The sequence below is a fragment of the Paenibacillus xylanivorans genome (genome assembly GCF_001280595.1).
In the GTDB taxonomy this organism is placed as follows: domain Bacteria; phylum Bacillota; class Bacilli; order Paenibacillales; family Paenibacillaceae; genus Paenibacillus; species Paenibacillus xylanivorans.
In genome coordinates this window covers 46,412-68,712 of the sequence record NZ_LITU01000050.1, presented here as the reverse complement: position 1 = coordinate 68,712, position 22,301 = coordinate 46,412, and the positions used below count along the sequence as shown (strand labels likewise).

The window sequence follows — 22,301 nt, the reverse complement described above, 5'->3', positions numbered from 1 at the left end:
CTTTCTAGAAAATTCGGTATCCAGCGAATCGGTAAGCCAGTCGGTAGGAGATCACAATCAGGATCAAACTAATGACCGATTTGAACAGATTCACGGCGGTAGCGAAACTGAACTGTCCACTTAGCAGACCTTCTCTATACACAAACGTATCGATAATATCTCCTTGCTGATAAATCAATGGACTATATAAGTTAAAGATCTGGTCAAAGTTGGCGTTGAGCACATTACCTAGTGCCAGGGTTGCAATGACGATCCCAATCGGAATAAGTGCCGGGATGGTAATATACATCGTTTGCTTCCAGCGCCCCGCCCCATCCACTTCAGCTGCTTCATAGAGTGCCGGGTTAATGCCGGACAGTGCCGCGAGGAAAATGATCGTGTTGAATCCAAACTCTTTCCAGACATCACTCGCAATAATCGTAAACCGGAACCAGCTGCCATCCCCAAGGAAGAAGATTGGCTTGATGCCGAATACCGAAACCAGGAACTGATTGACAATACCCGTTTGGGCAAGAATGTCGATCAGAATGCCCGACAGTGTAACCCAAGACAAAAAGTGCGGAAGATATACGAGTGTTTGAATCGTTCTTTTCAGCGCCATCTTCCGTACCTCATTAAGCAACAAGGCGAAGACAAACGGAATAATTAGGTTCATAATGATCTTGGAACAGGCAAAAAACAGCGTATTCCACGTAATTTGCAGGAAATAATCATTTTCCCACATGTATCTGAAATGCTTCAGTCCGACCCATTCAGAATCGAAAAAACCCAGTGCAGGTTTATAGTCTTGAAATGCCATCAAAATCCCGGACATCGGAATGTATGAAAAAATAAAGACCATAATGGCCGCCGGCAACACCATCAAGTGCAGAATCCATGGTTGTTTGTAGCGTTTTTTTGTTTTTCTGTTCGGCTTGCTCCCAATGTCCGCCTGAGGTACCCGGTTAGCTTCCATATTAGCCTCCATAGCGCGCTCCTGTTCCCAAAAAAAAGTTTTTGTGTGTAATGGGGATCTCTGCTATAAATAGTATCAGGCATTTCTCAGGTCTGACTATATAACATTGTTAGGCTTGATAGTGTTTTGTTAGGAATATCATCTGAAGAGGTTGTTTACACACGAATTTGAAGGAGACACTTTATGAATATATGGAAGCGCTTTATATCATTTGGAAGAACGTCCAGATCCCGGTTTAGTCTGTTTGCCAAAATAAACTGTTTAATTGTGGTCCTGTTCATCCCCATTATTATCATGTATACCTACTCGAACAACGTCACTTATGATGTTGTAAGCAAAGAGCTACAGGTTTCCAATACGAAGCAGCTCACGTTTTTATCCAGTCAGATCGACTCCCGAATCAATCAAATGATGGATTTCAGTCTTATTCTCTCCAGAGATCCCAATGTCAGAGCATTCAATGGCTTGAACATTTGGAATGATCGGTATGACAAGATGCAGACCCGATATGTCATTCAGGAAAAGCTGATGCTTCAATCGGGGGTTACTGATATATGGCCTACCCGATACGCTGTGCATTCACAGCAGAATGAAGATGTCATTGCCAACTATAATAGAACATCCGGGTATGATGAGGATTATCTGAAAAGAAATATGAGCGGACAATGGACATACGGTGATCAAAGTGCTGAATCAAAAGAGGATATGAAATCCTTCTACTGGTTCTTTACCGATTCCTTGGCCCAGCCGGGCATGTTGACGGGAAGCAATCTGGTCATTGAAGCCAGCTTCAGTTATGAGAACATTCAGAACATGCTGGATACGTATAAGGAAGGTGGACAAGGTGATCCCTTCTTTTATCACAAAGGAAATTCGCCCATTCTGAACCGCAGTGCAGACAAGCAGCTATCCGAGGAACTCATTCGTTATCTGGATGAACACTCGTCCGAGGACACCACACAGGATGTCGTCAAGCTGAACGGGAAAAAGTATCTGGTTAGCTCGGTGAAATCCTCCTATCTGGATTGGCATTTGGTCGATGTGGTACCACTCTATCAGATTCTACAGCCGATCTCGCTCAGTCGGAACTTGTTCTATCTCTTTATGATTCTGCTGTTTGTGGTGGGCATTTCCGCTTCGATCCTGTTATATAGAAACATTCAATATCCGATCAAAAAGCTGATCCAAGGCTTACGCCGCGTGCAGCGCGGAGATTATTCCGTACGTTTGCATAGCAAGGATCAGAATGAGTTCTCGTTTTTGTTCCACCGATTTAATGATATGTCACATCAGATTCAAGACCTGATCGAGAACGTGTTCCAGGAAAAGATCAGAGCCAAGGAAGCTACGCTGAAACAGCTACAGGCGCAGATCAATCCTCATTTTCTATATAATTGTCTTGGCTATATCATCAACATGGCCCAGATGAAGGACGAGCAAGCCGTTGTCTCCATGGCACATAACCTCAGTGCCTATTATCGCTATACGACACGAGTGGAGCGCGAGACATCTTCTTTGAAGGAAGAGATCAATCTGCTCGTCAACTATTTGGATATCCAGAAGCTGCGTAATGGCAGAATTGAATATCACATCGACATCCCTGAGGATATGCTTGCGCAGTCTGTACCACGATTAATGCTTCAACCCATTGTGGAGAACTCGGTCATTCATGGCGTGGCGAAGTCGTATTCATCCGGTGAAATTCGAATTACGGGCGAGATCTCAAACGGATTCTGTAAAATTTATATTGATGACGACGGACCTGGCTTGAGCCCGGAGCAGTTGGAGGCGTTGAATCTGAAAATGCAGCAGCCGCTGCAGGAGGAAATGGGCTGTGGCCTCTGGAACACAAATCAGCGAATCATGCACCTATTCGGCAATCAATCCTACCTTCTATTCGGTCCCTCCCCTCTCGGCGGATTCAGAACCGAAATGATCTGGGAGATCCCCAAAGAGGATACGGAGCGAGGAGATACTTGTAAGAGTTAAAGTTAATACAAACAATAAATTGACGATTTAATTTTGAACAAGATCACGTACACGATAACGCAGAGGACAGAAAAAACCTGAAGAAACGGAGTGCTCGCCTGAAAGCTTTCTGAAAGAAAGCTACATCGGAAGCATAAGCTATCACCAGATTTACACATTATAAAATTCATTCAATAAATCTGGGGATAACAGCGATCGGAAGGTTATTCTGTCATCGGAGTGGCAAGTGTACAGATGTCTGCGTTCAACCACTAAGGAGACAATACAACATGCAAATGATCATCGTAGACGATGAAGCACATTGGGTAGATAACCTGTCCATGACCAAGCCCTGGCATACGCTGGGGATCGAACAGGTGCACAAAGCATACTCGGCACACGAAGCACTTCAACTGATCGATACCCACCCTATAGATATTGTGATCTCGGACATTCAGATGCCTGAAATGACAGGAATTGAACTGATCGAACGAATCAGAGTCCGTGACAAAAAAATAAAGTGTATTCTTTTATCCGGACATTCCGAATTTGATTATGCCAAAAAAGCCATCCAGTTCGAGGCCGTCGATTACTTGCTGAAGCCACCGACTGACGATGAATTGATGGGTGCCGTTCAAAAGGCCATCGATCAATTAAATACCGAATGGGAACTCGTAAGCTCACTAAAACGAACCCAGTTTACCCTTCGAGAGAACCTACCGCATTTGCGGGGGCGACTGCTCCTTGAGGCTTTGCAGGGACATCGAATTGCCTCCAACGAATGGGCACGGAAACTTGCGAATTACGATCTACCCTTCTACGCCGGGGATTGCGCGTTAATGCTTGTACGTATGGAAGAAGAATTCGGGCAATATGACAACAACGACCAAACCTTGCTTGAATATGCGGTCATCAATATGGCGGAAGAGATTATGGGTGAGTTTATGGAAGTGTGGGGCGTCAAGGAGGAGCATGGATATCTGGTGTTTCTGCTTCAACTGAAAGTGAACAACACCGACATTGGCAAAGAAACCATACTGGAGAAGCTTTCCGTACAGCTTCAGTCCAAAGTTAAGCAGTTTCTGAAGGGTTCCCTCTCCATCGTCATCACCGAATGGTTTGCATTTCCCGATCAGCTATATGATCGTTTTCGGCATGCCTCCGCTTATTTCCGACAAATTGTCGGCGACGAGCGTGAATTCGTCATGCGGGTCAGCGACGTGGAGACTCCGTCGGCACAAGGTCCGCTGGATGTCCTGTATACCCCACCCACTTTCATTCATCTGTTAGAGAGTGGTCAATGGGATGCGGCAGAAGAAAAAATACTAGCCGTCTGTGCCGAGCTGGATGAGAAATGGTCGGAATCATGGGAGCATTGTATGGAGGCTGGTTTTTTAATTACGGCTTCGTTCACCAATCTCGCACACCGAAACAGGCTGACTTTGGCCAACTTAATGGGTGACGATATCGAGTGGTTGCAGAGTGGAGAAGCTTTTACCACCATCAGTAAACTCCGCAAATGGTCGCTCAGTGTGCTTGGCAAACTCAAGGAGGGCACGTCCAACGAGATCAAGGATATCCGTTCCGAGTATGTGAAAAAGATTCAGGATTTTACGGATAAAAACCTGCATCTGGATGTCTCCTTGCGTGTACTGGCCGACCATGTTAATCTGCATCCGACCCATTTGTCCAAGATTTATAAGATCGAAACCGGCGAAGGCATCAGTGATTATATCTCTCGCCTGCGCATGGATCGGGCCTGTCACAAGCTGGTAACGACCACCAAAAAGGTATATGAAATCAGCATGGAAATTGGATATATGGACCCGGCTTATTTTATTAAAGTGTTCAAGCGCCAATTCGGCGTCACGCCGCAGGAGTACCGAGACCAGCATAAATAACATAATAGAGTCCTATCGAAACTAACAAACTCATATAGATGCCCTCCCGCCCAAATTGGTACAGTTACACTGTAAAGATCATACATCGTAGGGGGATTGAACAATGATCAAATTCAAAACATGGTGGTCACTGCTCATGGTTATCGCGCTCATCACGATCACTGCGTGCGGCAGTGGCGATACAGCCAGTGACAATGGTACCAAAGATGATACACCGGCGACCGTCGGTTCAGCTGAAGCAGAAGCTGCTTTTGCCAAAGGAAAATACGACCCACCCATCGAATTCAGTTCGGTATTGATGCCGAAGAAATACGTTCAAGGGGACACCAAAGAAAATAACGTTCACGATCGCTGGATGCTGGAGACGCTGGGTATGAAGCATAAAGATACCTGGTATCCGGCCAATGACGATCAATACAGACAAAAGCTGCAACTAGCAATCGCCTCTGGCGAGAAGCTGCCTGATTTCGTATCCGTTCCAACCAATGCGGTATTGACCAATCAGTTGATCGACTCCGGTCAATTCATCGCCATCGATGAGTTGTTCGACAAGTACGCGAGTCAGACCCTGAAAGATCACGCAGCAGCACATCCTGAACTGTGGTATCCGTTCACCAAGGACGGCAAGAAATACAACATGCCGATCATGGAGTACACCGATAACGACGATACGCTGCTCTGGCTTAGAGAAGACTGGATGGAGAAGCTGAACCTGGAAGCTCCGAAAACCATTGCAGACCTTGAGAACATCATGGACAAATTCAAGAACGAAAACCCGGACGGTCTGTCTCCAGACAAAGTATTCCCGCTGGCGATCTCGCTGAAAAATAACACCAACACCTGGATGGGGCAGCTCGACTGGTTGTTCGGTGCATATGGCACAATCGAGGAGCAATGGAACAAAGACGCAAACGGCAATCTGGAGTACGGCTCCGTTAACCCGGGTGCAAAACAAGCACTTGCCAAGCTGGCTGAATGGATGGAAAAAGGATATATCCATACCGACTCCGCCCTGTGGGATGAAGGTAAATCCGCTGAAAGCTGGACGGCTGGCAAAGCGGGCATTCTGCCTGGCGCAAACTGGGTACCCGACTGGCCTGCACCTGACCTGCTGAAGAACGTACCTGGCTCAAAATATAAAGCTTACCCTGTTCCGGCTGGCCCAGATGGCAAGATCGGTACGAAGTGGCAGAACTCTGGTGTCAACGCAAGTATCATGATTAACAAGGATGCGAAGCATCCAGAAGCCATCTTCCTGTACTACAACTACCTGCTCGATAACCTGGCTAACCCGGCTGCGGGCAGTGAGTATGAATACGGCTTCGCCAAAGGTTACGACTGGGATATCATTGACGGACAACCGACCAGTGACAAAGAGAAGATCAAAGACTTCTCCAACGAATTCCCGTTCCTGACCGGCCCAGCACGTATCCCGGATCTGTACATGAAAACACTCGTGAAGCTGGCCAACGGCGAGAAGCCTGAAACACCGTACGAGAAACAAATGGCCGAATTCCGTAAACCGGAAAACTGGTATGCAGGTAAAGTCGTTATGTCCCAGATCGACATCCGTAAACAAAACTATTTCACTGGCGCAGCCACACCAACCATGGTATCCAAATGGAACCTGCTCCGCCAGTCCGAGATGGAAACCTTCAACAAAATCATCTACGGCCAACTGCCGGTGGATGCCTTTGACCAATTTGTCGCCAACTGGAAATCTAATGGCGGAGATCAGATCACGCAAGAAGTGAATGAATGGTTCAAGTCGGTAAGTGCGAAGTAAGATTGGGATTTTGGAAAATAAAGATTAAAAAACCAGCCGAAGCGATAGTTACACGCTTCGGCTGTTTTTATTTAGATAGAGATGAAGGTCGCTTCCCCTGACTTATGGGTTCGCTTTAGTGGATCAAGCCTTCGTATCAATCTCCTCCGGCGTCAACACACCAAGCAAGGATACTGTGAGTTGAATTCCATCCCTCAGCCCTTGAATGTACAACCGCTCATACTCTATTCCTTTGCTGACAATGTAACGATTCTCCCACTCAGCATATTCAGGTGTCAGTTCGACACCCTTCCCTTCGAACAAAGATTCAAACGCTTCATCTGCTTTCCCACGTACACGACTAAGTTCAGGATCATGTTCGATTCGAGCAGATACCTCATCCAGCCTTGCTTGAATCGCTCGTTGCATCCACCGTGGAAAATCCATTGCTTCTCCTCCCCTACGCGTTATGTACCTCGCTCATCATCGTACAAATCGGTTATGTCTCGCCTTCATCTCACTCACTTGGGCCACCAGTTCATCCACCCTCCGGCTCTGTTCCTGAACCTCAGGGTTCTCCCACAACGGAATCGCTTGCTTCAAGGATACCTCACCAAGCTGATTAAGCTTGAGCCGTTCCTCTTCCAATAAGTCAAGCAACCGGCTCATACATCCACCTCTCTGATGGGTCTAAACTGCACCATGTCTTGTTAATGCTAGACATGAGCAGTCATTTTTAATGCGATTCCTATGCCCGAAAGTTGTATTCTAGTACTTTCGTCTAATCCAAATTGTAAGATAAACCTTGATCGCTTTAATGCGGGAATCGAATTAAAATAAAAAAACACCGATATAAACCTTCGGTGTCAAAAAATATCATTGGTTCCCAGATTGTAACTATCAGCAAAAGTAAGAGATCAAACAAAGAGAATTCCTAGCGAAATTGCAAAAATTGGGCTTAGATATCAGTCAAACTAGTCTCTCACGTTTGGAAGGTCAATATCGTCTTGTTCAAAATTATGAAGTCGTGATGATTGCTAAGGCTTTGGAGATATCAGTAGGGTATTTGCTTGGGGAAGAAAGTGAGTAACACTCCCCTACAAACATCAGAAGAATTAATTAAGCTGAGTGCGTACAGTATAACTTACACATTTAATTCCAGATTCTTGATGCTTGTATATATCTCTATTGAATCTAGTATTTTTCTGCCTTTTACTATTTGATTGGGTTTTATAGGCATAATCAATTCATAAATAATGTAGTTATGGCTATGAAATAATATCTCTACTTCATCAAGTGAAAATAATTCTTCATCCTCAAAAACGTAATCACTAAGATCACTATTGTTTATTCGTTCCAGTAACTTACTGAAAATCTGAAAGAATTCCTCTGTTGCTAGATACCATTCCCCTTTCATTTGATATTTATCAATCAGTTTATGTATAACTCCTTCAAGTCCTATAATTTCTTCTTCATATTCAAATTCTGATGTTATAACAAATATATTACTTATTTCATGTGGACATCCCGTTTGAATATTTTTTATTCTATTGTATATATTTCTTGTTCGACCAATCTTCACAAATGAATCTTCATTATATGAACAAATGATTATATAAAGGATAAAAGCATTAGGCTCAAGTAATTCTTTCATTGTAATCCTCCTAGCATTTCGCTTAACTTTCCTGTATTCAGGAACCCGAAGGGGTGTCTGCTGAAACTCGTCCTCGAAATACACCTTGCAGACCAAGACTCCAGAGCCGAAACATGAATATTATGTTAAATAATGTCAATAGCTTCTTAACAAGTGCTTAATACTTAAGATCTCATCTCATTTATTATACTTTGAAGACCTACAAGATTTCCTTTGTCTAGTGTTGAATAATAATAAACATGCTGTTGAGCTGCATCTAAAGCTTTTATATAATACTCGTTTCCAAAGTCTCTTTTTATACGTTCAAACAGTAACCTATTGGTTTCATTGTTAAATGCCCTTTTATACACTTCTCCGTTCATCATTGCCAGAAATATGGTGATGAACGCTTGTGCTGATCCTTCATTCATTCCTGTAATCTTATTAATTTCTATCTTCCCTTCAGTTCTTGTGTGTTTCCCTGAGTATACCTTCTTTGCTATTTCATAAGCCACTTCACTCATCTCAATAGTGATTTTCATATACTCTCCTCATAATTAGGATATGCTTCCATAATCCTTGTATCTCTGTTGATTTCCTATAACGTTTCTGTATTCAACTTTAAGGGGTGTCTGCTGAAATCCCTCTTTAATATCCATCTTGCAGACCGAGATTCCAAAGGAACCGTAGCTTGAATATTATGTTAGCCGGAGTCATCTACTTCATCGAGATCGATTTCTATATAGTCATCTCCTATGATTATACATCGGGACGGCCAAGGGGCTTAAGCATCGAAGCGTGAATATTATGTTAGGTGAAGTAACTTATCATCGTGAACTCCCTTCTAATATGTCTTAATGTTAGCCAAGACGCTATTTACAAATAACTCAAAAGACTCTTTAGTAAGATCATTTTCTAGTTCTCTTACTACACATAATTCGATTGTCAGTGTTACGAACTCATTTACGATAAGGTTTATAGTGTTTACTTCTTCTTCGTAATCATCTCCTAGTGATAGAAAGTTAATGCTTTGCCTCAAAAGAGGGATAAGTTCACTAGTAGTTTCAAGTTCTTCATCATAATTAAAATATAAGTTTAAGGAGCCTTCTGAGTATTTAAATCCACGTAATACAAATCGATTTCTTAATAGGGCCTGTCTTAGCGCAATATATTTTTCATCAAAATTAGTCTCAGGGAATATATTATTAAATTCGTTAGCATGCTCATACCAAAATATCTCATAAGCAATCCCAATTTGTCTGGCAACTTCAGAAAGCACATTGATTTCACGTTTTAGATCATCAAAAGAAGATTGACTTACCATAGGCGAATTCCTATTTCCAGTTTTATACGTGATCATCTCATTCTTTTCATCTATAGAAAAATCAAAGTGGGCTTCAGCATTCCTTAGGGACGTATTGGTATCTTCAAAAAGGATATTAAAATCACGCTCTATGTTTTTGAAGTTTCTATTTCTATTTCTTCTGTCAAAATATTTTTCAGAGAAATATCTACTTTCAATTATCTCAATTGGAGTATTATTAGACTCACATTCTAGAATAAATATTATTGGACTTAATAGTTTATTCAAAACTCCTTCAATCGTATCTTTATAAATAGTTAGATGAAACATAATAATATCTTGCTTTCTTAATTGTTCGCGATCAAGCTTATTAATAGATTGTGCCTTTGAAGACATATAGAGCATATTTCTGAAAGCTTTAGCTTTAATATTTAAGATGGACTCATAACTATCAATATATAAGTCATGTTTATTTTCATAAAATTCGTTCAGTAACCTTAATATAGTGAGTATTCTAATTTTAATTAATTCATGCTTCTCTTCTTCAACAACATTAAATTCTCTTAAATATTTATAATATTCATCAATAATGCTTGGATATTTAGTAAAGCCATTGACATTCAATTCTTTTAGAATCTTTTCAGTGTAAGGCAAGTAATTTTTAAGCCAATTTAAAATTTGCTTTTTAGTCTCATTAAGATCTTCATCTATTTTCAATAGTTCAGAAAAATCGACTATTGTTTTTACATCTCTCAAATTATCTACTCCTCTTTCATGTTCAAGTTATTTCACCTAACGTTCCCGTATTCACGACTCAGGTATGCTGGGTGTCCGGCGAATGCCGGACCAAGGGCGTATGCCCGCAGCGTGAATATTTTGTTATCTGCTGTTACTATTTCTTATGAATTTAACTCTAGATTATTTCTTTTCTATTTTATTTGTTTGTGATAATTCTTCAATGTGTTTTTTAACGATTTCGCCCCCTTCATTTGAACTTAAAAATTCTCTAATTTCGTTCTCCTTTGTCTCTTGTCTCATTATTGAAATAGGTTCTTTTCTCTCGGTTTTAAAACCAATTAACGTTATTGCTATGCCTAAACTAATTAATGTAATTGCATCACCAAAAGCATTAACTTGCTTAACAGATAGATCTATTTTTATATTTGGTAAAACAATAATAGCCAGTACAGCACAACTAAGAAACAAAGAACGTAGACTCGCAAGAAATTTATTTGATTTTAATTTTTTATTTGCCATTATTCTTTCAATCATAAATTCAATGAGATCGCATAGGATAAGAAAAAATGCCGCTATAGAGATATATAGCAACCACTTCCCTGTAATATCAATAAGAGGCGTAAGTCTCAATATAGCTAAAAGAACAAATCCAATTCCGGCAACTTTAGTGAAGGTTGCGGTCAAAGCTTCTCACTCCCCAGTATATTTTAATTTATTGTAATTGCAGATAACGTTCCTGTATTCACGACTCGCGACCCAGCGTATGCTGGGTGTCCGGCGAATGCCGGACCGAGGACGAATGTCCGATGCGTGAATACTATGTTATCCGATGCTAATTTTTATTTTTCATTTAGAACATTTTTTCACTCTTAAACGTTTTGAATGTGAATAATTGAGATTGTTCTATTCTATAAGTTGAATATATTATATTAAAAGGATCTTTTTTGTGATAATAGTTGAGTCCACCAATTAAAACACCTTCGCCATAAATTGAATTAATCAATATGTATATTCCACTTATAGCCAACAAAGCGTTCTGTAGTGTAGCATACTTAATCCCTTCCTGCTCATGTTTGATTTTATTGTATGCTTTCCACCATTCTGGTATGAATTCACTTGTAATTTCAGATTCTCTATCCCATTTCAATAAGTTTTCAAAAGGAAAAATGTCTAAAGTCTTTTCATTATCAGTTACCATAATGTATGGAGAAGATAATTTTTCTCCTCGAAAATCCAAGTGTATATCTAGCATTAAGAAATTTTTTGTATTTAATTTTTTTATATCTCCATGAAGTAACTTACTACATAATTCTCTAGATACTAATTCAAACAAATTGCATGATTCTCTTATAATAGAAGCAAATCTTACAGAATTAGTTTTATAATTATCTACGTTAGGTTCGACATATTCGAATGTCTTAATCAATTCCCGTTCAATTAATAAATACTGGCTTCTAATTCGCTTTATATAGTTAGAGGTCTTGATCTCGAAAATTTCCTTTTCCTTTTCAATATCATTCAGTGTAAAATTTCCAATATATTTAGCAGGTATAAGTTTATCAATGTCTATGTCTTCTTTAATCCTTGGCAATTGAAAATTAGAATTCATATTACTTCTCACCTTTTCTTAGATTTATTAGTTTCGGATAACGTTCATGTATTCATGACGTCCGACGTAGTCGGATGTGTCTGCTGAATCTACTTCCTTGGAATCCATCCGGCAGACCAAACCTCCGTGAGGAGCCGCAGCTTAATATTATGTTAGGTGAAGTACTATGCTTTCTAGACATTCTAGAAGGAGTTTTTCTGCGCCCATTTCTCTATAACTTGCTCTAATAGATCTCTTTGAGTTAGACATCTTGATTTATAATAGGGATTTCGTTCATCCTTTGGTAGGCAACTTATTGCTACTAGAAAAGCTCTCCTGACCCAAGGATCAGAAATAATACTAAATTTGTTTTCTCTAAAATATCTATGATTTTTTGATCTTCCTAAATCCAGGATCAGCTCTCTCACTGTGAAGTTATCATGATATTTCTTTATTAATTCTGAGAAAAAATGTTTATTGTTCCATTCATCATTATTAGAAAATAGATGCAATAACCAAGATCTATTGAATTCTAACTCACTCATAAAGCTACTTTGAAGTAGGCTTAACACTTTGTTTCCTATTTCATGCTTTTGTTCTTCACTAAAAGATCTGACGAGTTCAAGATGATTAATAATAGTTTTAATAATAGGAAACAACTTTCTCATATTTTCTTCTGTCAATATCAATTCTGCTACTTCAGTATTATCAAAACGCGCTAAATTTCCGATTAGAAATTTAGCAAAGCCTATATCAAAGTCATCTTTATCAAGTTCTTCTTCTAGTAATTCAAATATGTTTAACTCATGGAGTTTTTTTATTTCTTCTTCTCCCAATAAGGAAAGATCAATTTCCCCATAGAAATCTCTACTAAACCCCAGTTTATCTAATAACTCATAGAACTCTTCAATTACTCTATCTTTTTCTCTATCCTTATATAAATAAAGATGCTTAGAAATAAAGCTTTCAGTAGTCAAAATTTTAGTTTTTTGTTCATTTAATTTTAAATTTAAAATATCATATAACTTTTGTGCTAAGAATGCTAAAGATTTATAGGCATCATTTTCAGATTTACAAAAAAGCCGATAATCATCGACATATCTAATAAACATAATATCATTTTCAATAAGTATCATATCGATCTCATTTAGTATAAGCTCCGCTATTGGGCGACTAAACTGAGGACCAATTGGAAGTCCTTTATGAGTCTGACTGATGTGCATAGCTTTAATTATATTAATCAAAGTCTCAGCATGAGCATTCTTTCCACTTAACCTTACACATTCGCGCAGATGGGTCTCAATATTATGTAAATATATACTCGGGTAAAAGTCCGTAATGTCTGTCATCACAACATACGAATACTCTTCAGATTCTAACAAATCTCTTGTTTTATCTTCGTATTCCTTCCAATTGTATTTAGGATCAAACAGGGTACCATCACTTTCAGGATTTAGCCTGAATGAATACACAACATCATGTACAGCTGGTATTCTTTTGTTTTCTATTTCTTCATATATTTCATAAATCAATGCGTTATATACTATTGAATCTAAGGGATCTAATTGAGTACATATTCTAAACCCGACATTGCTCTTTGGCGTAATAGTAGTTCTATATGGTCTAACTCCATTAGAGTATACATCAGTTGTTAATAGATGATTTTTTACATCATCCCAATTCTCATTAATTGCTTCAAATTCAAAAAGCTTTGGAAAAACATAAGAATCCCCGTATTTATTAATATGCTTCAAGGACCAATTGAGAGATTCTTCTTTTAGTTTCAGCATTTTAAATTTTGACCTCCAAATTATTATAGTATTTCACCTAACGTTGCTGTATTCACGACTCAACGCATGCTGGGTGTCCGGCGAATGCCGGACCGAGGAAGAATGTCCGATGCGTGAATATATTGATAGCCGTTGTTAGTTTGTCTTTCGATTATAAGCCTAATCTAAAATCTTCAATTTTCTGTTTAATAACCTCTTCTGGATTATTTCCATTCTTTTTTAACATTAGCATTTGTTCAAAATCTGTATCATTTATAAAAATAATCAGTTTATTGTGTGCCATCCAAATCTCTCTTTGGGTATGAATTGCAGATTCTTTTGGCTCTGTCCTTAAAGCTATAATTCCAAACATTCCAGGGCCATAATCTTTTAAATAATTTGCCATCTGTAATACACAACTTTTGTCTACCTTGGACGAATAATTCTTTGAGTCAACAATGATATAATCAGCTCTATATCTACCTCTCAAATATTTCCAATATCCTTCATCACAATAGTTAGCCATAATAATGTCTCTTCTATTGGCCCTTACGTGATCCGAAAGCTCAATAATCGGTTTACCTAGATTAGGGCAAAAAAGGTGTTCAAGTATATTGGCACAGATTTTTTGATAGGCCATCCAGTGCCTAGTCCCCTTGGAACATTTGTTCAATTGTGTTAATAGTTCATCTTCTTCTGTAGTGCTGAATAACTCATTTTTTTCGAATAGCCTTTTTAATTCTTCTGATTGTGACCTTCTTATCTGCGAATAAAATATCTTTGAAAGCTTATCAATGTCCCATATTGTCAACCAATCATGTTTTCTTAATTCGCTTTTTTGCTTTGATGATAGTTCTCCCGGGAATGCTAAAACTACTTTGTCTTTAGAGGACTTATATACAGATAACTGTTTTAAGACTTGTTCTAATCTACTCATTGAGAAAATAGGACTTACTTTACACTGGATCAAAACGGTTTCTCCTCGATAATCTGCAATAATATCAATTCCAGAATCGCCATGTACTTGACTTTCCATTACGACGTTACTAAAGTCTTGATGTTGTTTCATCATATTTGCCAATTCATATTCAAATATGTATCCAGTTAAAGCGCTTGTAGCATTATACATTTGTTTTGATTGCATCATTAATTGTCTCCTATACTTTTATACTTCAAACTAATTTCGGCTAACGTTCCTGTACTTATGAACCCCAAAGGGGTTGTCTGCTGAAATGCCTCTTTGAAATCCATCCCGCAGACCAAGGCTCCGTAAGGAGCCGCAGCTTGAATATTATGTTATATGTTGCTCCCGTCTTTTGCAAATCACTAGTAGTTCACTCTGATGATAAGTAAAAGTGATAGATTAGAATTACGTTGTGAGACTAAGACAGGTATGCCTTAAATAACGCATAATTGTCTTTAACAATAAATGTATACTCCACATCTGGTTTTGTTTTAGTTCTTATCAATGTTTCATCAATACACTGGTTTAATAACACCAATTTGGAATACCTTTCATTAAATAGCATCGACATATTTATTTTTAGATCACTAATATATGAACGTATATGGTTTTCAAATTCAGTTTCTTTGAATATAACATCTTTTACATTGTCATCTGTTATAAGTTGAGCCAAATCACTAACACCTTTTATTTTCTCACCGTTTAGATCTAATAATTTCGAGTAGATGAACTTTATAAATATCATATCTTGTTCTATAGAAAATAATAATTTTTCTGCCTCGATTTTTTTAGAAATATTTTTTATCGCTATTGGAAATACAATTCCTAAAATAGATAAAATAAAAATAGGCAAAAATAAAAATAGACTATTAGACTGATCAACACTTAAACCCCGGTTTTTCAAATATAAGTATATGTTACTTTCTACACCTGCACTACACCATGCAAAAAAACCTCCCACAACAAAGGTGAGTATAACAACACTGATAACATTTTTATGAAAGTTAACTTTAAAATCCTTTTGAAAGATTTCTTGATTTAATAATAATTCTTTGGTTTGTCTTTCATCCCTCATAACTTGCATCTCATTCACTTTATATTCCTTCTTTCATATGATACATAAATTTATAAATTGAATTAAATCCCACTAACATAACTTCACCTTTATTTTTTGTTCTCAATGCTAAGATTAGATTAGTTTTTTAGGGAGTTACATATAACGTCTGTGTATTCACGAACCCTGATCCCACTTACTCGAAATCCTTCGGGCGGACTGATACGTTAATGCGTTGTTATAAGATGTTTTTGCCTTCTTCGAGATACTTACAAGTCTAGTAGCAATCTATCAGTTTACATCACCTATATACGTTTCAAATGATCTTTCAATATCTAACTTTTTTAGGTGTGTTATGAGTTCCTTGGGGTAGAAGTTGTAATTGGGTTGTTCTCCGATCTTAATCCACTCAACCCCAACTTGGTCATGGTCCAGTTCTAATTGATACTTATTCTCTTCTTCGATTTCGCACGAAAACATATGACTAACTATATGTAATCCTTCATCCCGTTCAGAGTGCTCATGATTCTTACCAATATACTCTCTCACAAATAATAATCTCGTGTTTTTAATTCCCGCGCCGACTTCTTCTCGAACTTCACGATGAAGAGCATCTAATAGTGTTTCACCAAATTCTTGCCCGCCACCAGGCAAAATGTATTCAAATTTATCTTTATCTTGTTTCTTAATTGTAAGTATCTGATCATCTTTGATAATTAAAGCACATACCGAACTTCGAATCTTCATCCATATACCTCCAAATTTACTTTTCTTTCGACTTTTAAACTGCTGTGGAAGTCCCGAGCGGTTTTATATATAGGTTTGCAGCAATTTCTCATAACGTTCTTGTATCTACGCCCCCTCACTGCCTTAAGGGAGCGATAGCGACCGGCCGCAACGCGGTTAGGCAGTGCAGGGTTGTCTGCCTGATCCACTTCTTCGAAAATCCTCAGGCAGACCAAAGAGCGTTAGCGAAGAAGCGTAGATACGGTGTTAGGCGATGTATACACTTCTTACGAAATACCTTCAAAATCACTTAATTCTTTATATAAATTCTTTAGTTTAGACTCCTTGTTTGCAATAAATTCTGAAAGCTTGTCAGACCTTATTACATGTATATGATAATTTTGTCTCTCGTAGTTTGGAGATAAATATTTAAATGCAATTTGAACATAATCGGTCTCATTTACCTCTATGCCTGTTTCTGAAAAACTGGCCGTGAATATAGAACCCTTCACGACTATTGTAGGTTCATAAATATACAAGAATCTATTTGAAAAATCGTTATCACCTTCGTATTCCTTATACGGATACGTCTCAACTAAATGCTCTAAAGTTTTGACAGTTCCAGTTAATGCTTTGTATATGTCGTCTCTTGACCCGTTTCCAGAAAACGCCTCATAAAATGATCTTCCAATACTTTCTTTTAGTTTAGTACTATATTTCTTTATGATTGGATAATATTCGTAATGCTTGTTTTTAAAACCTGTTGTATTTTTTATAATCGTGTAACCCATTGATCTTTCGTGATTAGTTACATTTGTAGTAAAAAACACCCATGGTTTTTTATTCGCTAATTTTATTTCTATCGGCATAATATAGTGTAGTTCGAAGTATTTATTACCCATTACTTCTGTCCGGTTATTCAAAAAATAACTGGCTATTAGATCAATTTCCCTTCCTTTTAGTTCATCTTTGTCAATATAATAGCTATTGTGATCGACAGACCAACGATCTCTGGAAAATTCATTTGCAACTTCCATTTCAAGTGGAAATCCTGTTGTCAATATATCTTTTAAAATTTTCTCTTCAATTTTTTCTGACATGTTTGTTCCTCCAAATATTTGTCATTGTCGATTTCGCCTAACGTTTGCGCATTCCTGACGTTCAAGCGGCTTAAGTGACCAAAGGGAACGGGTCGTTAGACTTAGCCGGTTGAATGTGTCGCCTGAATTAACTTCTCTGAAAATCCTCCCGGCGACCAAGGAGCGTCAGCGACGACGTAGGAATGTTTTGTTATACGCAGTACCCTCTTCGTCGATTACGCAACTTAGAAGAATGTGCACCAAAATACTTTGTCTGCAATTTTCTCGAAATTAGATACTAAAGTAAGAATAATCTTAATATCAATATCTGTTCTACCAATAAATCTGTTCTCATCCACATTAAAGTACTGGTAAAAGGATACTTTGTAAGTCCCATTATTTAGATTGATTTGGTTGTTCTCACAGTTTTCATCAGGGACTTTATTATCTTCAAATTGTGCGGACATAGTTAAACAATCATAGTCCACTATGTATAGTTTGTTGTTCGTAACCTTTATATAACCTTCAGCCTTTCTAAAACATTCTTCATCAGTGCTTTCTGAACCAATTTCTACATCAATATTCCAAGAATGTTCAATTCCCTCATTTGTCATTTGGTATACCAATATGTTTCCGTTTAACATCCCAATTGAAAAATGATTTAATAATTCAACTAATTCCCAGTCTTCATTTACGAAAGACTTATATTCCTGAGCATTAACTAATCCAATAAAGTTTGTATCACCGAACTTCAAACAAATATTCATTACAACATTCCTCTCTTCGTATAATGACTTTATAAAAATATTTCAGGGTATTGCGTATAACCGTTTGGCATTCCTGACGTTCAAGCAGCTTAAGTGACCAAAGGGAACGCGTCGTCAGACTTAGCTGGTTGAATGTATCGCCTGATTAACTTCTCTGAAATCCCCCTTGGCGATCAAGGGCGAATGCCCGCAGTAGGAATGCTGTGTTATCAGATGTACCCGCCTTCGAAGCGTTACCTATGTAAGTGGGTTCTCTCCAAATTTTCCCCACAATAATGGATATCTTTCCTCTAGGTCTTCTTCTTCCCAATCAAATTCGATTTCTATTGGTTCAAATTTATATCCTCTGACTTCTAATTCATCAAGAAACTCTATATTAATTTCGTCATCATACTCAAATTCACCGGTTTTTTGATATGTGTATGCATCTGATGCCACTGATAAGATCTCTTCCAATTGAGGTGCAAATACATCTTCTTGTAAATTATCTTCTATCAAATATTCAGCCAAATATTCAGGATTCTTTAATGCCTTATTATATAGTTCTTCTCCTCTAGAAATTAACCAACCTCTGAAGTAGTCAAATCCATCATCGGAACATCCCCCCATTATTACGAAAGCTGCTCCCCATAATGAAGGTGTATAAGACTGATCCATCTTGTTCTTAAACTCATTTTCAAAATTAAAAATCTCATCAGTTTTTTGTTTAACTAATTCATTGGTTAACCATTCTACTTGTCCTTCACCATGTTCTTTGGAACGATTTATCAATTCCCAAAAGTTATTATTCATTTGAATTAACCACCTTTTATAATATTTTCTCTTTGCGGGGATTTCTTATAACGTTTTTGTATCTGCGAACCCGAGAGGCTTAAGGCGCAAAGCGCCGGGTCCGACGGACTTAGCCTCGCAGGGTTGTGAGTTGAATCCACTTCTCTGCTTTCCTCTTCTTGCGAACCAAGGGCGTAGCCCGCAGTGTAGATATGGTGTTATGTGATGTAGCATGCCTTCTTTGAATTACCTACAAAGCACTTAATCTTATTAGAAATTCAATTCACAATCATGATTCTCCCACACATCAAACAAATTTCCATCAAGATCCTCAAGAGTGAAGAACTTTCCATATTGTCCTTCATCAAATAATTCCCCTACGCGAACATCCTCTTGTACCAGATATGTATGCAAACTAATGATATCATCTGTATAAAAAGTCGTTACCCAACGCTTCTTGCCATTAACTTCAAAAACTGCTCTTGATTCGCTGGCTGATTTAACTAAAACTAATATTGGTCTATTATCTTTGAACAATCCTAAATTATCAGTCCTCTTATTTCTGATGTTAAACCCAAAATGTCTAACATACCATTCAGATGCCTTCTCCAAATCACTTACAGGTATTATGTTATAAGCTATTCCTAAAATTCTTCCTTTACTCATTATAAATTCCTCCAATTTGGTTTTGGTTTATATATTATGTTTTATTCTTAAATACAGATTTTCATAGTTTTGCATGCTATTTCGCATAACATCTAATCTATGTACTTCGTAAATACCACACATCCTACCTGATATCTGAACTACGTATATGATAACCTATACGGTGATATTTGCGAAGAAAAATTTGGTGAAAAAGGGAGATATATCAGGATACTCAATCTCCCATATCCTTACGATCCAGTGGGCTTTTGAATACGCTGAATATTTTTCTTACTAATATGCGTATATCGCTGAGTTTTTCGTGCACTCGTATGACCGAGTAGCTCCTGAATGTATCGTAGATCTGTCCCGTTTTCCAGCAAATGAGTGGCGAAGGAGTGTCTCAGAGCGTGAATACTTACCTTTTTCACAATTCCTGCACGTCTTCTTGCTTCTTCAAACAACTTCTTCACGCTCCGCTCAGTAAAATGTCGATCAGAAGATTGCCCCGGAAACAGCCAACGATTAGGTCTATATTCAGTTATGTATTTCTGCATGATATCCCAGGCGAGATTTGAAAGAAGCGTCCTCCGATCCTTTTGCCCCTTCCCCTGTCTCACGAGGAGTGTTTTCCTTTCAATATCCAGATCACTGCAACGCAGACGCACAACTTCACTTACACGAAGCCCGGAAGAATAGGTCAGAAACAATATGGCCTTATGTTTAGGGTTGGTTACGGATTTGAGTAATTGAGCAACTTCCTTTTCGGACAACACTTGTGGAAGCTTGGTCTGCTTCTTGGGACGAATATACTGGATATCCGTAGGGTGAAGGAGCACATGTTTGCAATAAAAGCGGAGCGCGCTAATCGTCTGATTCATGCTCGAATGGGAGATCCCTCGCTCAAGCAAACCTAAACAATACGTCTGAACATTGGATGTAGTCACATCGTACTTTTAAGTGGAATACTGCTCAGAAAACGTTCGACCTGATTACAATACATTTTGCGACTGTATCCTCGTTACTTTAGCGCCTTCTGCAACGGTTCTTTACTCCGGGGTAATCTGAACATCATTTGGATCGAACTGATTGATGAACTCCTGAACAGCAGCGATGGTGTAGGGGATGATCCATACTTTCTCTCACTGTCTGCCCGTAATCTGGCGAATACACTGAATATATGCTGGGTTGTATGGGATTCGAATGTGAAGTGAATCAGTGTAACCTTTCATTATAGTAATATCCTCTTCATATTTAGCATGTTCATTCATCAGAAACTCTCCCTTATTTGAATAGTTATGTTTACTCCGAAATTCTGAAAAACAAAAAAGGAAGGGCATTCTTCATCCCATAGGGAATCAGACGACCTTCCGATGCTTTCGGAATCATATAGGATGTTTAAAAGTAGAGATACGCAAAGCAAGTTTAATAGCAAACCGCCACTTCATAGCATCTTTACCCAAGCCTGCACTACTGATCATTTTGTATGGTTAAACTAGCTGGGGAATTTGAAATATAAAAGAAGAAGGTGAAATCATGTTTTATCCTAAAAGAAATGTATATTACTCTCAATATTATTATTAATAGCTATCTACCTTGGTACAATCGCGTATGAAATTGATCAATCGAAACCGGACGAGACCTTAATAAAGCGGTCGATCTTTCAGCCAATTCCTTGACGTTTCATGAAATTGATAAGCTGGATGCGTTTGCTGAACTGAGAAGATATTGAAAAAGCTGGCTGGATCTCTCTTCAGATCAAAAACGAATTAACGATCATTAAACCGCCAGCCTTGAAGTTCAAGTCAAATATATAGTTGACGACTATATAGAACTACAGAAGTGATAAAAGTGTACTTTTCTTGAAATAAACCAATTAAATGACATAGACTAATGAGAAGTTGAATATCGCTTCATTTCTTAAAATAGCGAACGTAGAGGTGAATCAGAAACTGATTCAATCAAGAAAAATGAAATGCAGGCACATTTTTTTTAGAGGCGTATTGGGGAATTAAGAATCGTGGAGATAGAGCAGTACGAACAACGCTCGCCTTTAAGCACATTGCTGATTCAATTGGCGAAACGAGCGTACTACTCAACGATTGATAAAACTCAACGGTCTCATCTCCTCTTTCCAATCTATCTATTGCACTTCTTTATCAAGGCTCACGTTAAATGATGCTGTTATAGGTTTTTGTCTAAAATCATTTGGTATCACTGCAATCTCCACAGTTAGATTTACAGATTCAGGCAGATTAATCTGATTTATATTCTCATCACCAATCAAGTAATAATGCTTTTCGTCTAGTTCTATCAAACCTCCACCTGTTGAGCCAGAAGTTGAAATTAAATTCCCGCCATTATAAAGCTTACAAGAAATATTATACTCTTTCAAACTGAATCCTTTCACTTCATATCCGACCTTTATTTGTCCTTCCGTGTAATCAACATTTCGTAAATTAATAGTACCCCCATCAACCATTTGGGTTTGAATTTCAATATTTGCTTCGGGCATCTCTGGTTTTCTTAATAAATAACCCACTTTAAAATACCAAATAGCACCCAATACAACCACAACAAGTATAATAATGGAAATAATAGATTTATTTTCTTTTTTATCCACAATTCTTACTCCTTACATCTTCTATAATAAAGATGAGACCATAAAATAATTC

22 protein-coding genes are annotated in these 22,301 nt (G+C 38.1%); 4 read left to right on the top strand and 18 right to left on the bottom strand.

Annotated features, from left to right (window positions below):
* Positions 1-4 precede the first annotated feature (4 nt).
* Positions 5-862, bottom strand: a complete 858-nt coding sequence (locus AMS66_RS07905; protein WP_371129260.1) for an ABC transporter permease — start codon at positions 860-862, stop codon at positions 5-7.
* A gap of 276 nt (positions 863-1,138) precedes the next feature.
* Between AMS66_RS07905 and AMS66_RS07900 the strand changes: the two genes are divergently transcribed.
* The 3 genes from AMS66_RS07900 (at position 1,139) to AMS66_RS07890 (ending at position 6,610) form a co-directional block, all read left to right on the top strand.
* A complete protein-coding gene (locus AMS66_RS07900) occupies positions 1,139-2,944 on the top strand; it encodes a sensor histidine kinase (RefSeq protein WP_053780272.1) in 1,806 nt (601 codons plus the stop codon).
* 269 nt (positions 2,945-3,213) lie between these two features.
* Entirely contained in the window at positions 3,214-4,824 is a 1,611-nt protein-coding gene (locus AMS66_RS07895; RefSeq protein ID WP_053780271.1) for a response regulator transcription factor, read from the top strand.
* Positions 4,825-4,927: 103 nt separating this feature from the next.
* Positions 4,928-6,610 (top strand): type 2 periplasmic-binding domain-containing protein, encoded by a 1,683-nt coding sequence (locus AMS66_RS07890; protein ID WP_053780270.1) that lies wholly within the window; start codon positions 4,928-4,930, stop codon positions 6,608-6,610.
* Positions 6,611-6,733: 123 nt separating this feature from the next.
* On the opposite strand, the gene AMS66_RS07885 is transcribed toward AMS66_RS07890, so the two are convergent.
* From AMS66_RS07885 to AMS66_RS07810, 16 genes are all read right to left on the bottom strand, one after another.
* Positions 6,734-7,036, bottom strand: a complete 303-nt coding sequence (locus AMS66_RS07885; RefSeq protein WP_053780269.1) for a hypothetical protein — start codon at positions 7,034-7,036, stop codon at positions 6,734-6,736.
* A 36-nt stretch (positions 7,037-7,072) separates the two neighbouring features.
* The gene (locus tag AMS66_RS07880; protein ID WP_053780268.1) at positions 7,073-7,258 is read right to left on the bottom strand and encodes a hypothetical protein; all 186 of its coding nucleotides are present in this window, start codon (positions 7,256-7,258) and stop codon (positions 7,073-7,075) included.
* 475 nt (positions 7,259-7,733) lie between these two features.
* Positions 7,734-8,243, bottom strand: a complete 510-nt coding sequence (locus AMS66_RS07875) for a GIY-YIG nuclease family protein (RefSeq protein WP_053780267.1) — start codon at positions 8,241-8,243, stop codon at positions 7,734-7,736.
* 164 nt (positions 8,244-8,407) lie between these two features.
* A complete protein-coding gene (locus AMS66_RS07870; protein ID WP_053780266.1) occupies positions 8,408-8,764 on the bottom strand; it encodes a hypothetical protein in 357 nt (118 codons plus the stop codon).
* A gap of 302 nt (positions 8,765-9,066) precedes the next feature.
* Positions 9,067-10,281, bottom strand: a complete 1,215-nt coding sequence (locus AMS66_RS07865) for a hypothetical protein (protein ID WP_053780265.1) — start codon at positions 10,279-10,281, stop codon at positions 9,067-9,069.
* A gap of 162 nt (positions 10,282-10,443) precedes the next feature.
* On the bottom strand, positions 10,444-10,947 hold the full coding sequence (locus AMS66_RS07860; RefSeq protein ID WP_053780264.1) for a hypothetical protein: 504 nt from the start codon (positions 10,945-10,947) through the stop codon (positions 10,444-10,446).
* Between the two features lie 166 nt (positions 10,948-11,113).
* Positions 11,114-11,872 (bottom strand): hypothetical protein, encoded by a 759-nt coding sequence (locus AMS66_RS07855; protein ID WP_053780263.1) that lies wholly within the window; start codon positions 11,870-11,872, stop codon positions 11,114-11,116.
* A 182-nt stretch (positions 11,873-12,054) separates the two neighbouring features.
* Positions 12,055-13,641 (bottom strand): RNA-directed DNA polymerase, encoded by a 1,587-nt coding sequence (locus AMS66_RS07850; RefSeq protein ID WP_053780262.1) that lies wholly within the window; start codon positions 13,639-13,641, stop codon positions 12,055-12,057.
* A 151-nt stretch (positions 13,642-13,792) separates the two neighbouring features.
* Positions 13,793-14,767 carry a restriction endonuclease gene (locus tag AMS66_RS07845; RefSeq protein WP_053780261.1) on the bottom strand — a complete coding sequence of 325 codons (975 nt, stop codon included), beginning with the start codon at positions 14,765-14,767 and terminating at the stop codon, positions 13,793-13,795.
* A 235-nt stretch (positions 14,768-15,002) separates the two neighbouring features.
* Positions 15,003-15,677, bottom strand: a complete 675-nt coding sequence (locus AMS66_RS07840; RefSeq protein ID WP_053780260.1) for a hypothetical protein — start codon at positions 15,675-15,677, stop codon at positions 15,003-15,005.
* 252 nt (positions 15,678-15,929) lie between these two features.
* Positions 15,930-16,385, bottom strand: a complete 456-nt coding sequence (locus AMS66_RS07835) for an NUDIX domain-containing protein (protein WP_053780259.1) — start codon at positions 16,383-16,385, stop codon at positions 15,930-15,932.
* Positions 16,386-16,651: 266 nt separating this feature from the next.
* Positions 16,652-17,464 (bottom strand): hypothetical protein, encoded by an 813-nt coding sequence (locus tag AMS66_RS07830; RefSeq protein ID WP_053780258.1) that lies wholly within the window; start codon positions 17,462-17,464, stop codon positions 16,652-16,654.
* A 224-nt stretch (positions 17,465-17,688) separates the two neighbouring features.
* On the bottom strand, positions 17,689-18,198 hold the full coding sequence (locus AMS66_RS07825; RefSeq protein ID WP_181014105.1) for a hypothetical protein: 510 nt from the start codon (positions 18,196-18,198) through the stop codon (positions 17,689-17,691).
* A 249-nt stretch (positions 18,199-18,447) separates the two neighbouring features.
* Positions 18,448-19,002: a DUF4240 domain-containing protein gene (locus tag AMS66_RS07820; protein ID WP_053780256.1), complete on the bottom strand. Its 555-nt coding sequence runs from the start codon at positions 19,000-19,002 to the stop codon at positions 18,448-18,450.
* A gap of 249 nt (positions 19,003-19,251) precedes the next feature.
* Positions 19,252-19,647 (bottom strand): VOC family protein, encoded by a 396-nt coding sequence (locus AMS66_RS07815; RefSeq protein ID WP_053780255.1) that lies wholly within the window; start codon positions 19,645-19,647, stop codon positions 19,252-19,254.
* A 230-nt stretch (positions 19,648-19,877) separates the two neighbouring features.
* Positions 19,878-20,573: a tyrosine-type recombinase/integrase gene (locus tag AMS66_RS07810; RefSeq protein ID WP_236703272.1), complete on the bottom strand. Its 696-nt coding sequence runs from the start codon at positions 20,571-20,573 to the stop codon at positions 19,878-19,880.
* A 57-nt stretch (positions 20,574-20,630) separates the two neighbouring features.
* Between AMS66_RS07810 and AMS66_RS33145 the strand changes: the two genes are divergently transcribed.
* On the top strand, positions 20,631-20,840 hold the full coding sequence (locus AMS66_RS33145) for a hypothetical protein (RefSeq protein ID WP_201782157.1): 210 nt from the start codon (positions 20,631-20,633) through the stop codon (positions 20,838-20,840).
* Positions 20,841-21,769: 929 nt separating this feature from the next.
* Here AMS66_RS33145 and AMS66_RS07805 read toward each other — a convergent pair.
* Positions 21,770-22,249 carry a hypothetical protein gene (locus tag AMS66_RS07805; protein ID WP_053780254.1) on the bottom strand — a complete coding sequence of 160 codons (480 nt, stop codon included), beginning with the start codon at positions 22,247-22,249 and terminating at the stop codon, positions 21,770-21,772.
* Positions 22,250-22,301: the final 52 nt, after the last annotated feature.

Coding starts and splice junctions, on each gene's coding strand:
- AMS66_RS07845 (WP_053780261.1), bottom strand. CDS start 14,767: ATGATGCAATCAAAACAAATGTATAATGCTACAAGCGCTTTAACTGGA.
- AMS66_RS07905 (WP_371129260.1), bottom strand. CDS start 862: ATGGTGTTGCCGGCGGCCATTATGGTCTTTATTTTTTCATACATTCCG.
- AMS66_RS07850 (WP_053780262.1), bottom strand. CDS start 13,641: ATGCTGAAACTAAAAGAAGAATCTCTCAATTGGTCCTTGAAGCATATT.
- AMS66_RS07815 (WP_053780255.1), bottom strand. CDS start 19,647: ATGAGTAAAGGAAGAATTTTAGGAATAGCTTATAACATAATACCTGTA.
- AMS66_RS07870 (WP_053780266.1), bottom strand. CDS start 8,764: ATGAAAATCACTATTGAGATGAGTGAAGTGGCTTATGAAATAGCAAAG.
- AMS66_RS07885 (WP_053780269.1), bottom strand. CDS start 7,036: ATGGATTTTCCACGGTGGATGCAACGAGCGATTCAAGCAAGGCTGGAT.
- AMS66_RS07895 (WP_053780271.1), top strand. CDS start 3,214: ATGCAAATGATCATCGTAGACGATGAAGCACATTGGGTAGATAACCTG.
- AMS66_RS07890 (WP_053780270.1), top strand. CDS start 4,928: ATGATCAAATTCAAAACATGGTGGTCACTGCTCATGGTTATCGCGCTC.
- AMS66_RS07880 (WP_053780268.1), bottom strand. CDS start 7,258: ATGAGCCGGTTGCTTGACTTATTGGAAGAGGAACGGCTCAAGCTTAAT.
- AMS66_RS07900 (WP_053780272.1), top strand. CDS start 1,139: ATGAATATATGGAAGCGCTTTATATCATTTGGAAGAACGTCCAGATCC.
- AMS66_RS07875 (WP_053780267.1), bottom strand. CDS start 8,243: ATGAAAGAATTACTTGAGCCTAATGCTTTTATCCTTTATATAATCATT.
- AMS66_RS07820 (WP_053780256.1), bottom strand. CDS start 19,002: ATGAATAATAACTTTTGGGAATTGATAAATCGTTCCAAAGAACATGGT.
- AMS66_RS07855 (WP_053780263.1), bottom strand. CDS start 11,872: ATGAATTCTAATTTTCAATTGCCAAGGATTAAAGAAGACATAGACATT.
- AMS66_RS07835 (WP_053780259.1), bottom strand. CDS start 16,385: ATGAAGATTCGAAGTTCGGTATGTGCTTTAATTATCAAAGATGATCAG.
- AMS66_RS07830 (WP_053780258.1), bottom strand. CDS start 17,464: ATGTCAGAAAAAATTGAAGAGAAAATTTTAAAAGATATATTGACAACA.